A 12,911-nucleotide genomic window follows, 5' to 3' on the forward strand; every position below is an offset into this window, starting at 1 on the left:
ATGAAAGAATTAACCAAAGGCATCACAGGCACATCTGAGCTTACTGTGTCAGAAAAAGAACTTGCTGTAAATGTTGGAAGCGGAAGTCTTGAAGTACTTGCCACTCCTGTTATGGTAATGCTTATGGAAAAAGCTGCCTGCACTTGTATTTCCGATTTTCTTGAAGGTGACGAAACAACAGTCGGCACAGAAATGAATGTAAAGCATATCTCTGCAACACCTAAGAATATGAAGGTATGTGCAGAAGCGGAACTTATTGAAATAAACGGCCGTGAACTGATATTCTCTGTAAAAGCCTATGACGAAGCAGGAGATATCGGGGAAGGCATACATAAAAGATTTCTTGTATACGGCGAGAAATTCACTGCTAAAGCAAATTCAAAAATTTAAAGCTAAAGGCTTCCGCAAAATTCGGAAGCCTTTTTCGTATACCAAAGCCCCTTTGATATATCAAAGGGGCTTTTATACACTTTTTAGTTTACATCAGGTTTCAGGTTTTACATTCTCACGAATGTTTTTCTGCTCCTGAAGAGTTACCTTTACCTTAACTTCTTTTCCATCACGATATACTGTAAGAGTAATAACATCTCCTACCTTATGCTGATTTTTTATCTCATTGAACTTATCACGGGTAGTAACTGATTCACCTTCAATATCCAGTATAATGTCACCAACCATAAGACCTGCAAGATCAGCAGAACTTCCCTCTTCGATAGCTCTAATCAGCACTCCCATAGGTACATTATAGAAACGTGACTTTATCTCGTCAATATCAGAAGTATTAATGCCTATCTGTGGTCTGCCTGTTACATATCTGAAATTAATAAGATCATCAATTATAACTTTAGCTTCTTTCATAGGTATTGCAAAGCAAATTCCTTCTATACTCGCAGCATTGCTGTTGTAGCTTGATGACATCTTAGCCGAATTGATACCTATTACCTGTCCGCAGCTGTTAAGAAGTGGTCCGCCGGAATTACCGCTATTTATAGCTGCATCAGTCTGTATAAGATTCATCTTTTTCTCGTTGATATCAATTTTTCTGTTAAGCGCAGAAACTATGCCGCTTGTAACTGTGCCGAAAAGATCAAATCCGAGAGGATTGCCGACAGCAATTACCAGCTCGCCAACTCTCAGTTCATCGCTGTCACCGATAACAGCAGGTGTAAGCCCCTTTTCATCGACCTTTAATACAGCTATATCAGTTTCAACGTCATAAGCAACTATATTAGCCTCATGCTGTGTCTCATCGCTGAAAAGTACAGAAACCTCTGTAGCCTCTCCTGCATTATACTGAGTATCAAATACAACGTGGCAATTAGTAACGATGTAGCCGTCCTCAGAAATAATAAAACCTGTGCCTGTAGTAGATATACTTCGCATTAAAGGCTCTGTGTTCCAGCCCCACATACTGAATGACTGCTGCTGTTCAAATTCAAACGACGAAGCAACACCAACAACCGAAGGCATTATAGCGTCAACAATATCAGGAAGCGGCTTTGCATCACTGCGTGAAGCAAGCTCTATCAGGCTCGGAAGCTCCTCCTGCGCCTTCTCCTTATCTTCGACCTCTTTTGAAACTGTTTTAGATGACGCATCATTCGACAGCTCAACAAGTTCCTCTCTTGTATCTCTCAGGAACTTGTAGACCTGAACTGTTCCTGCACCTAAAATTATAACAGCAAGAACGGCTGCTGAACTTTTCATAAAAAAATGCAGATTTTTCCTGCACTTCTTTTTGGAGCTTTCAGAAGTATATGAATAAGAGTTCGGCTCAGAAGCAAAGCTTACCTCGCTGCTTTTATTATCATTTATATCATCAACATTTTCTTTACGAGAATGATTATTATCATTGAACAAATCTTCGGAATTCAGATCATTATTATCATTATAATTTTCCGCCATATTTCTCATCCTTCCATAATAAGTCATTATATTCTATTATAAGCATTTTTGTGATAAATATATGATAACATAAGGAAAAATCATAATTTGCCATAAAATATATAATGAAAAACAAAAGCCCCGATATTACATCGGGGCTGTAATTATTCTGTTTTATTTTTAAGCGACTTCCATCACTTGGCTAAATTACCCTTTGGACTCACCCTTTCGGATCAGATTTTTAATGTGTACCTATTTTTCATACGCACATCATTCCTTTAATAAAAGTAATCAAGCAATGTTAGAATTTCTCCATTGGAATCACCTATAAATTGTATTTTTTTCGGTATCGCTACATCCGACCCGAATATTCTGCAATTTCATTAAGCAATTAACCTATTTTCTCATTGGACTCGTCCTTTACTAAAAGATTTTTCGCAATATATCTAAAGACTCATTGTCGAAATTTCAGATAATCTGTATTCAAACTGAGTTTAGACATGAAGCCGTTTAAAACAGCAATACGTCAGCCTTGTGAATCGAACTTAAAGTATTTTTGAACTTTACATCAATGGAACAAGCTTTTCAGCCTACATTCCCTCTTAATCAGTTCTACTCACTCAGCAAGCCCGCCGGCTTCACGCTGCTGTCTTAACGTTTCTTCCATCGGACTCACTCTCCCTTCCGCGTATAATCATTTACATTGAGACTCACGTCTCAGTCCAAGTAAATTCAGCTTGGAGTTTCCTTTCGGTCTCTCCTTTTCCTTGATTATATATTACCACATCATGTGTGAAATGTCAATAGAATTCAATCAACTTTTAGTTGTTTTTAGTACAATTCGGCATATGCTACAAACATATTATCATTCAATTGTGCATTTTTACCTTTAATTTAATATTATTATTTCCTCTTGATTTTTAAGCAGAAATAGTGTATAATATATTTATCAAAAGGCAATCGCCGGAATGGAGAATTATTATGTCCGAAATGAACGAATACACTCCCGATCTCTTTGAACTGATCGATGAGGAAGGAAACAAAAAACAGTTTGAGCTTTTTGACGCTGCCGAAATAAACGGTGAACAGTATTATGCTATGCTTCCTGCTATCGAAGATGATGATTTCCTTAACTCCGACTGTGACCTTGTTATTCTTAAATCAATAGAAGAGGACGGCGAAGAAATTCTTGCTTCTATTGATGACGATGATGAATTTGAATCAGTTTCAAGATTTTTCCTTGAAAGATTACAGGACGCTCTTGAGGAATAAAAAAATTCATATTTTAATGATTTTACATAAAAAACTCTTGATTTTTTGAAATCTTTATGATATAATATATACAAGAAAAGAAAAATTTCTGCCTTGTTCGGGTAATTATAGTTTTTATAATCCAACACATAATCCTAGGGAATTCGACTCCGTATGTGGACTGCAGACCTCCCGCTTTGCGGAAGAAGGGAGCGAGAAGCATAAGGGCGTTTACCCACCTGCTTCGTGCGGGTTTTATGCACTATATGACGGCAAGGCGGATTTTTATTACATTTTCTAATATTTAAGCCCGAAAGCATTGCTCTCGGGCTTTCTTATTATGCAGCTTCCTGCTGTTTCATTTCATTCGATCTCCATTTCTGTATTTCATCAACAAGAACGTCAAGGCTTGTAAAGTGCAGATAATGCTCACCTTCTATAACAGTTACCTTGCTATTGGGATTTGTTACAACGTCTTTGTGTATCTGCTCCCATGAATCCATGCTCTCAGTGTTTGCCTTTGCAAGTACATAAAGAACAGGAACTTCCGAAGGGAATTTCATATCATAGCATTTTTTCATATTCTCAGGAAGTTCATTCATTTCGTCCATCTGAGTGTCTGTAAGTGATGCGGTGCAGTATAAAGCAAGCGCCTTATCCCTGTCGTCCTCTGTAAGAGTTGGTATCTGCTCCATTGTTTTGTCAAATGAAAGCTCGGTTATCAAACGCTCAATACCTGTTTTTACAAATGCTACTCTTATTATCTTGTACAGCATTCTTGTATTCTTAGGCTTTGCTATCCACGGTGCATCATCTGACTGATGTGGCAGAGAAGCATCAATGCCGATAAAGGCTTCAACTTCATCTGTATACTGATTAGCATAATACAGGCTATAGAGTCCTGCTATGGAATGTCCTATAATGGTATATTTATCATATTTTAGATACTGCATCAGCTCGTGAAGCTCTTCACAGTAATTCTCAACAGTACGCTTTCTGTCTGTTCCGTCACTGAGACCTACGCCCAGAGGTTCAACTATGATCATTTTATAATCATCTTTAAGCCTGTCCGCAAATGTATCAAATTCATAGTGTGCAGTGCTGCAACCATATCCGGGCAGTACAACAGCCACATCATCTGACTTGCTGTCATAAAAAGTATAGTTTATCCTGTCTCCGTGAGATGTTGTAAAGTATTCACCGTATGCATCGGCAAATATCTTTCTGTCACTCTTACACTTTATGTGGTGTCTTACAGCAAGTATTGCTACTGCAACAAGGATCATCAGAAAAAGTATACCAAAGAATTTCAGTATTTTTCTTCCAATTCTGCGTGGTTTTTTTACCGGATTTGTTACGTCGTTGTTTTTCATATGATTTCTCCTTTTTTCGACATTTTAGGACTTTATTATACAACATTCGACATTTACTTGTCAATTATAAAAAAATAATACCTCTGAATGTACTTCAGAGGTATTACATCTTATTTATGGAGCAGTAAAAGTATCATGGCTCTGCTTCAACAGCACGCCCTTCTGCAAGACTTTTACCGCAGTCGATATATCTTTGATTTGAACTTCCGCGGAACTTTATCTCCCAATCCTTCTGAGCAAGGATAAACGGTCCATCGATCAGATAATCCGTTACCGAAAGGAGCTCGTTCCAGTGGTTTTTATCACGGTTTTCGTAAAGATGCTCGAACGTGTAGCCCGTATATGTAATAATATTCAGTCCCAGCTTCTTTATCTCCGTTCCAAGCACTGCAAGAGCTTCCGCCTGACAGAAAGGCTCACCGCCGCTGAATGTCACACCGTCCAGAAGCGGATTAGTCTTTATCTTTTCAAGCAGTTCCTCTGTAGTTGTTACAGTTCCGCCGTCGAAATCATGAGTCTGAGGATTATGGCAGCCCTCACAGTTATGAGGACAGCCTTGTACAAAAACAGAAAATCTTATTCCCGGACCGTCTACTATTGAGTCATTAACAGTTCCGGCAATCCTGATATTCATTTATATCACCTTATACATTATGCTTTACTCGGTCATGCTCCTCAGCACGCTTACCGTCATTGAAACGATCGAGTGTACCTACAAGATAACCTGTGATACGGCGTATCCTGTCGAAAGCAACATTGTTTGAATGTTCCTTTCTGCCGCAGCATGGACAAGTCTCGCCGATAATACCTGTATATCCGCAGCACGGATCACGGTCAACAGGGTGGTTGATAGCACCGTAGCCTATTCCCGACTCCTTCATGCAGCGAACGATCTTCTCGAAAGCACTAAGGTTTTCAAGTGGATCACCGTCAAGCTCAATGTAGCTGATGTGACCTGCATTGGTAAGCTCATGGTAAGGAGCTTCTATCTTTATCTTCTCAAATGCGCTTATCGGATAGTAAACAGGTACATGGAAAGAGTTTGTATAGTAATCACGGTCTGTAACACCTTCGATTATACCGTACTTCTTTGCGTCCATACGTACAAAACGTCCTGATAAGCCTTCAGCAGGAGTTGCAAGAAGTGAGAAGTTAAGACCTGTTCTCTTTGACTCTTCATCAAGGCGGCGTCTCATAGATGTAACTATCTCGATACCGAGCTCTCTTGCTTCTTCACTCTCTCCGTGATGAGCACCGATAAGAGCCTTTAAAGTTTCAGCAAGTCCGATAAAGCCTACTGAAAGTGTGCCGTGCTTGAGCACTTCACCTACTGTATCATCGGGTGAAAGCTTGTCAGAGTCGATCCATATGCCCTGTCCCATAAGGAAAGGATAGTTTCTCACTCTCTTCTGGGCCTGTATCTTGAAACGATGCATGAGCTGGTCGATAACGAGCTCTACCTTTTCTTCGAGCATATCAAAGAAAAGACCAACATTGTGATCTGCCTTGATAGCAAGACGAGGAAGATTGATAGATGTAAAGCTGAGGTTTCCTCTGCCTGTTACTATCTCTCTTGAAGGATCATAGTTATTTCCGATAACTCTTGTACGACATCCCATATATGCTATCTCGGTATCAGGATTGCCCTCCTTGTAATACTGGAGATTATACGGAGCATCAATAAATGAGAAATTCGGGAAAAGACGCTTTGCAGAAACTCTGCAAGCGAGCTTGAAAAGATCATAGTTAGGATCGGTCGGATTATAGTTGATACCGTCCTTTATCTTGAAAATATGTATCGGGAAGATAGGAGTCTCGCCGTTGCCGAGACCTGCTTCCTGAGCGAGAAGAACGTTCTTGATGACCATTCTTCCCTCGGGGGAAGTATCTGTACCGTAGTTTATGGAACTGAACGGTGTCTGCGCACCTGCACGGCTGTTCATGGTATTAAGGTTGTGGATAAGTGCTTCCATAGCCTGATAAGTAGCTCTGTCTGTTTCCTTTTCAGCATTTCTTGTGGCGAAAGCCTGAATTTTTTCAGCAGTTTCCTTATCTGTATATTTCAGCAGAAGCTCCATTTCCTTTTCCTGATAGCCGTTATCCTGTGCAAGAACGGGTTTCAGACCAAAGTTCTCGGATATTTCTTTCTTTATACCGTCTATTACCTCGAATTCATTGTCCACACCGCAGATAAGGGAAAGAGCTCTTGCAACATTCTGTGTATATCTTGCTGCGTAAGTTTTCTTTACGCCCTCAGCCATTGCGTAATCAAAAGTAGGTACGCTCTGACCGCCGTGCTGGTCGTTCTGGTTGGACTGGATAGCGATACAGGCAAGAGCTGAATAGCTTGCTATATCGTTAGGCTCTCTGAGGAAGCCGTGACCTGTAGAAAAACCGTTTGTAAAGAGCTTTTTCAGATCTATCTGTGTACAGGTCGTTGTAAGTGTATAGAAATCGAGATCGTGTATATGTATATCGCCCTCGCGGTGAGCCTTTGCATGAGCGGGCTCAAGGACGTACATCTCATAATATTCCTTTGCTGATACCGAACCGTACTTGAGCATTGTGCCCATAGCGGTATCGCCGTCTATATTAGCGTTTTCACGCTTTATATCACTGTCTTTTGCGGGACTGAAGGTAAGCTCATTGAGCACGCACATCAGATTGGTCTTCATCTCACGGGAGCGTGTACGCTCGTAACGGTAGAGAATATATGCCTTTGCTGTTTTAGCGTGACCTTTTTCAATAAGGACTTTCTCAACAAGATCCTGTATCTCTTCAACAGTTGGAGTTTTTCCTGGATTTTGTTCCTCATATAGTCGGCAGACCTCAACAGCAACGTCCATTGCAACATTGAAATCTGTACCGCCGCGTGTCTGCGCAGCCTTGAAAATAGCATTTGCTATCTTCTCTATATTAAAAGGAACTTTTCTTCCGTCTCTTTTAATAATGTGGATTATCATTTTCTTTGTCATACCTCCAAACACAATATATAGTGTCTGCCTTTCAATAGTTCCTTATTAGTATAAAACATTCCGAGGCAGAAGTCAATGATGTATATGCACAACTAATTATTGATTTTTATGCATTTTATTGTGATATTCGTGCATAAATCATTTAAAAAAGAGCTTTTTGCGATATTCCGTCGTTTCAAGCCCTCTACAGATTGTAAAAGCCCCGACCACTATATATAGTGGTCGGGGCTTGAAATTATACAGTATGACAAAGTATATAATCTGCTATCGCCTTGTAAGCGGCTTCCGTAAGAGCTCCCGTTGATGAGTCTCTGTACTCATCAGAAAGTGCACCGTCAACGCCTTTAAGTGCTGTATTGGTATCTATACAGTATACATTCTGCATATTCGCAATAGTAAGAAGCTTTGTGTTGAACTCATTTATAACACCATTGCCTGTTGTAGCATTTGCATCATCACGTACAGGCGGGAGCTGCATTATATAAATATCAGCATCGGTAAGGTATCCTCTGAGATTTTTTACAAACTCTGTATACTCTGAAACCATGTCCTCCATTTTGGAAGTACCGATATCACTTCCGAGCATGATATATATTACCTCAGGCTTCTTTGCCTGTAACACCTCATAAACGCTCTTAGTGCCGTAAGAGGACTCTATGGCAACTGTATTGCAGCCTGCTGCATTTAGTTCACTGCTGCCGATAACGTCTTTCATACCTGTGTATTTAGCCATATCAATAAGTGTAGAATCTGTAACGAGACAACATGATGAAAGATAATCCGCACTCTTTGCCTCGGACTGAGAAACGGGATTGGTTATCTTGTCTTTTTCTTCGCTTGCAGGTTCAATATCTTCCGTACCGTCTGATACGTCATTGCTTTCCTGAACGCTGTCGGCTGTTTTATCCTCTTTGCCCTGCTCGTCTTTATCTTCGCCAAACTCTTCGCTGAAAAAGTTTTCGTTAAAGTTTGCTGATACCATATATATAATAAACCACGCAGAAAAAGAAAGGGCAAATATGAGTATAAGCCCCCATATGCTGAACCTTACCTTTGGTCTGCCGCGTTTTTTATCAGAAATTCTTGTAATACTCTTCTTTTTAGCCATTTTTTCTCCCAACTCTTAAAAAGCTGCCGAATTACGGTATTCGGCATACCGAAATATGCTGAAACGACATACAAATATATTATATCTCTTTTTTTATACATTTGCAATACTTTTCAGTAATTTTACAACATTTTTATTTTTCTGCCGTTATTGTCTTGAATTATTATCCGAAATAGTCTATAATAATATTATGTTATTTCAAGGAGGGATGATCTATGATGCATTGCGGCAAGCCTATGTACAGGGGAAGATTTACTGTAGAGAAGCGCGGTATCCCCGGTAAAGGCTCTTCTCTTATCTATCCTGTTGCCGCCTTTTACGACGGAAACGACATGATCTGCGAGACTCCCGTAGACTCTACTCTCGGATATTACTGCTCGGAATGTGGGCTTATGCTCGGAGTATTTCCCGTAACTCACCCTACAGGCTTTGTGGGAAGGTTCAACCAGAATATTGACGATAAAATAGATATCCTTCCTCAAAAGATATGTCCTGAATGTGGTGCAGAAATAGATATGGATTATCCGCGCTGTCCTTTCTGCGGTCACATATACGAAATTATCTAACGGCTCAAACCTGCTTTGCAGGCTTTAATAAATATACATACGGAGGTTTTAAATATGACTTACAAAGAAAGCTTTATAAAGTTTATGGTGGACTGCGGAGTTCTTACTTTCGGCGAATTCACACTGAAAAGCGGCAGAAAAGCTCCTTATTTCATAAACTGCGGTAATTACAAAACAGGTGCGCAGCTTGCTAAGCTGGGCGAATACTATGCTGAATGCATAAAGGCAAACGATATCCCTGTTGATACTCTCTTCGGACCTGCATATAAAGGTATCCCTCTTGCTGTATCTGCTGTTGTAGCACTCAGCAACAAGTTTGACATTGATGTTTCCTACTGTTTTGACAGAAAGGAAGCTAAGGACCACGGTGAGGGCGGTATGTTCGTCGGCAAAAATCTTACTGACGGCGAGAGAGTTGTTATCATAGATGATGTAATGACTTCAGGAAAGGCTCTCAGAGAGTCTATGCCTAAGCTTATGACTGCCGCAGACGTTAATGTTACAGGTATGGTAATAACCGTTGACCGTATGGAAAAGGGCACAGGAGAGCTTTCAGCTGTACAGGAAGTCAAGCGTGATTTCGGTGTTATCGTTTATCCTATCGTTACTATGGAGGATATTATCAACGCTATCAAAAATGGCATCGTTCCGGGCGAGGAATACCTCGATAAGATGCTCGAATACAGAGAGACTTACGGAGTTAAATAAAACACATACATAAGCTCAGGGAGGATAGGGAGTATAACCGCCAAAATCCAATACTTATTATATATTTTCTTTTTTCTATAAAGAGAAGTAAGAAAATATGGTTTATGCTCCCTGACTCCCCCTGAAATTAAAGAAGTGCTCCCCTGTGGGAGCACTTTTTCGTTATTTGAATAAGATTATCAGGAACTGTGATACAAGCACTACCGAAATAAGTGCTACAGGATATGTTGCTGCATAAGCTGATGCAACATTCTCTGTACCTGCTGTGCTTATAAGAGTACCCAGTGCAGGTGTAGACGTCATACCGCCAGTAATAGAACCGAGGTTGTTCAGCAGGCTGAGTTTCAGAACATACTTTGCGAACAGATAACCTATTATCATAGGAAGTATAGTCATTATAATTCCGTAGAGGAAGTATACGGCATCAAAATACTGAACGAACTTTGCTCCGCCTGCAACTCCCGCACCGATAAGGAAGAACATGAGTCCAAGCTCACGAAAAACCTTCAGTGTGGAATCCTTTGGCATTATAGAAAACTTGCCTATTCGTCCGAAGTGACCGAATAAAAGCGAAACTAAAAGGCAGCCGCCTGTTGTTGAAAGAGAAAAGTTACCGAATTTGAATGAACCGATAATGATACCTAAACAAGCTGCAAGAGCAAAAGGCATGATACCGAAGCTGTCCATCTCGATAGGAGTGAACATTTTTTTTTCTTTGCCGCTCTTCTTTGAAGAAGGTGCGAGCAGCTCTCTTTCCTTAGCCATATCAGCCTTTGTGATCTTAGGTATGATCTGAACAAAGAGCACAACGCCGATAACTCCGAAGATATAAGCAATAGCATATCCGACAGATACTATGCTCTGGAGGTGTTCCGTACCAACTGCATCTTTGGCAGCTGAGAAACCGGGAGTACTTGTAAGCGCACCCGAAAGGATACCTGTAAGCATTGCTGTAAACTCTTCTGACGAAAGATCAGTAAAGTTCTTGCCTACTGTTATACAGCCTGCACAAGCAAGTCCGCCGCTGAGGATTATAATAATTGCAAGGAGTACGTATGATTTAAAGTTCTTCTTGAAGTTTCCGAAGAAATTAGGTCCTGCAATAAATCCAACTGCTGTAACAAAGAGGATAAGTCCCAGATTATCAACTATTTTCAGAGCTTTGCCTACGAAATCCGCATTTATCTCGGTTGAAAGCTCTTTATAGAATAAGCATCCGTATACAAGAGCAACAATGAAAACACCTGCTGTACCGAGAGAAACGCCCTTGATTGTTATTCTTCCGAGGATATATCCCAGTGCTGCAATGGCGATAACAGACAGCATCAGGAATGACACATCGTGTATCGAAAGAATTCCATTAAAAAAATCCATTATATATCACTTAACTTTCTTTTATTATATACGTACTTATGGGACGCTTTTTACAGCGTCCCATTTTTATTTCTTTCTTGCGTATTTTGGAAGAAGCATTGGTGAAGCTACATCACTTGCTGCACCTGACTCTGCAAGCTCCTTATTGAATTTCTCGATATGCTCGAGAGTAAGCTTATCGGAAGCTGTTGTTTCTTTAGCTTTGGCAGCTGCGTATATACCTGCATTTCTGCCGAATACGATAACATCAAGGAGTGAGTTGCCCATGAGTCTGTTTCTTCCGTGGATACCGCCTGCTACCTCACCTGCTGCATAAAGGTTTTCAACGCCTGTAGCGCAGTCATCAGTGATATCAAGTCCGCCGTTCTGATAGTGGAGAGTAGGATAAACAAGGATAGGCTCCTTACGGATATCAATGCCGTACTTGCCGAACATTCTCATCATAGCAGGGATACGCTTCTCGATAGTACCCTCACCGTGGATATACTCGATCATAGGTGTATCGAGCCAGATTGACTTGCCAAGTGTAGTCTCTATGCCCTTGCCGCGCTCAGTACACTCACGAATGATAGAAGCTGCGGTAACGTCACGAGTCTCGAGTGGGTGCATGAACACATCACCGTCTATATTGACAAGCTTTGCGCCAAGTGAACGAACCTTCTCAGTTACAAGTGCACCGAATATCTGCTCGGGATAACCTGTACCTGTTGGGTGATACTGAAGAGTATCAGCATAGAGCAGCTTTGCGCCAACACGGTAGCCCAGGATAAGTCCGTCAGCAGTTGCACCGTAATGGTTTGATGTGGGGAATCCCTGATAATGTAAACGTCCTGCACCGCCTGTTGCGATGATAACAGTCTTTGCTCTTGCAACGAGGAGCTCCTTTGTCTCCATGTTCATAAGAACTGCACCTGCTGCTCTGCCCTTATCATCAAGGATTATCTCAACAGCAGCCGTGAAATCGATAACAGGTATGCCTCTGTTGATGACTTCATCACGGAGAGTACGCATTATCTCAGCACCTGAGTAGTCCTTAGCAGCGTGCATTCTCTTTCTTGAAGTACCGCCGCCGTGAGTAGTTACCATAGTGCCGTCAGGCTCTTTATCGAACTCGACACCGAGCTTGTTGAGCCACTGTATAGCCTCGGGAGCTTTTGTAACGAGCTTCTTTACAAGCTCGGGCTTTGCAGCAAAATGTCCGCCGCCGAAAGCATCAAGGAAATGGATAGCGGGAGAATCATTTGGTTTGTCGGCAGCCTGTATACCGCCCTCAGCCATCATTGTATTTGCATCGCCGATACGAAGCTTTGTAACGATCATAGCCTTTACGCCTGCTTCATCAGCCTCTATAGCTGCGGAAGCACCTGCTCCGCCGCCGCCGATGATGAGTACATCTGTATCATAATCAGGTGAGGAAAGATCAACATCTGCTGCGCTGATACGGCTTTTGCCCTGTAAAAGTGCAGCAAGCTGTGTAGGCACTTTATCGCCCTTGTTCACACCTGCGGAAAGAACAGTGAATTCGTCCTGCTTGTAGTCAGGGTGGAAATGAGCAAGAAGATCATCTTTCTCCTCAGCAGTCATTCTTCTTGGTTCGATAGCTGCGTTTTCAGCTCTCTTTGCTGCAACTACCTTTGCAAGTTCATTAAGCTTTTCTATTTTATACATGGTT

The 12,911-nt window shown here is 41.1% G+C and carries 11 protein-coding genes and 1 other RNA gene; 5 read left to right on the top strand and 7 right to left on the bottom strand.

The window, feature by feature from the left end; genetic code table 11:
• Window positions 1-390: a thioesterase family protein gene (locus BLW60_RS08735; RefSeq protein WP_074716479.1), complete on the top strand. Its 390-nt coding sequence runs from the start codon at window positions 1-3 to the stop codon at window positions 388-390.
• Window positions 391-483: 93 nt separating this feature from the next.
• Here the strand turns inward: BLW60_RS08735 and BLW60_RS08740 are convergent, their stop codons facing one another.
• On the bottom strand, window positions 484-1,905 hold the full coding sequence (locus BLW60_RS08740; protein WP_074716481.1) for a S1C family serine protease: 1,422 nt from the start codon (window positions 1,903-1,905) through the stop codon (window positions 484-486).
• A gap of 960 nt (window positions 1,906-2,865) precedes the next feature.
• Here BLW60_RS08740 and BLW60_RS08745 point away from each other — a divergent pair.
• Window positions 2,866-3,156 carry a DUF1292 domain-containing protein gene (locus BLW60_RS08745; protein WP_074716483.1) on the top strand — a complete coding sequence of 97 codons (291 nt, stop codon included), beginning with the start codon at window positions 2,866-2,868 and terminating at the stop codon, window positions 3,154-3,156.
• Between the two features lie 82 nt (window positions 3,157-3,238).
• Window positions 3,239-3,423, top strand: a non-coding RNA gene (gene ssrS / locus BLW60_RS08750) — 6S RNA.
• A 50-nt stretch (window positions 3,424-3,473) separates the two neighbouring features.
• On the opposite strand, the gene BLW60_RS08755 is transcribed toward ssrS, so the two are convergent.
• The 4 genes from BLW60_RS08755 to BLW60_RS08770 all read right to left on the bottom strand — a co-directional run bounded on the left by BLW60_RS08755 (window position 3,474) and on the right by BLW60_RS08770 (window position 8,591).
• Entirely contained in the window at window positions 3,474-4,508 is a 1,035-nt protein-coding gene (locus BLW60_RS08755; RefSeq protein WP_074716485.1) for an alpha/beta fold hydrolase, read from the bottom strand.
• 133 nt (window positions 4,509-4,641) lie between these two features.
• Complete coding sequence (nrdG, locus tag BLW60_RS08760; protein WP_074716487.1) at window positions 4,642-5,142, bottom strand: anaerobic ribonucleoside-triphosphate reductase activating protein; 501 nt, start codon at window positions 5,140-5,142, stop codon at window positions 4,642-4,644.
• A gap of 10 nt (window positions 5,143-5,152) precedes the next feature.
• The gene (locus tag BLW60_RS08765; RefSeq protein ID WP_074716684.1) at window positions 5,153-7,471 is read right to left on the bottom strand and encodes an anaerobic ribonucleoside triphosphate reductase; all 2,319 of its coding nucleotides are present in this window, start codon (window positions 7,469-7,471) and stop codon (window positions 5,153-5,155) included.
• A 247-nt stretch (window positions 7,472-7,718) separates the two neighbouring features.
• Complete coding sequence (locus BLW60_RS08770; RefSeq protein WP_074716489.1) at window positions 7,719-8,591, bottom strand: SGNH/GDSL hydrolase family protein; 873 nt, start codon at window positions 8,589-8,591, stop codon at window positions 7,719-7,721.
• 215 nt (window positions 8,592-8,806) lie between these two features.
• Here BLW60_RS08770 and BLW60_RS08775 point away from each other — a divergent pair, with 215 nt between their 5' ends.
• Window positions 8,807-9,157: a zinc-ribbon domain-containing protein gene (locus BLW60_RS08775; protein WP_074716491.1), complete on the top strand. Its 351-nt coding sequence runs from the start codon at window positions 8,807-8,809 to the stop codon at window positions 9,155-9,157.
• Window positions 9,158-9,211: 54 nt separating this feature from the next.
• Complete coding sequence (gene pyrE / locus BLW60_RS08780) at window positions 9,212-9,865, top strand: orotate phosphoribosyltransferase (RefSeq protein WP_074716493.1); 654 nt, start codon at window positions 9,212-9,214, stop codon at window positions 9,863-9,865.
• A 162-nt stretch (window positions 9,866-10,027) separates the two neighbouring features.
• Here pyrE and BLW60_RS08785 read toward each other — a convergent pair whose 3' ends face one another.
• Entirely contained in the window at window positions 10,028-11,239 is a 1,212-nt protein-coding gene (locus BLW60_RS08785) for an aspartate-alanine antiporter-like transporter (RefSeq protein ID WP_074716495.1), read from the bottom strand.
• A gap of 66 nt (window positions 11,240-11,305) precedes the next feature.
• The gene (locus tag BLW60_RS08790) at window positions 11,306-12,907 is read right to left on the bottom strand and encodes an FAD-dependent oxidoreductase (protein ID WP_074716497.1); all 1,602 of its coding nucleotides are present in this window, start codon (window positions 12,905-12,907) and stop codon (window positions 11,306-11,308) included.
• Between the last annotated feature and the right edge of the window lie 4 nt (window positions 12,908-12,911).

The organism is Ruminococcus flavefaciens, from assembly GCF_900108555.1.
GTDB classification, from domain to species: domain Bacteria; phylum Bacillota; class Clostridia; order Oscillospirales; family Ruminococcaceae; genus Ruminococcus; species Ruminococcus flavefaciens_P.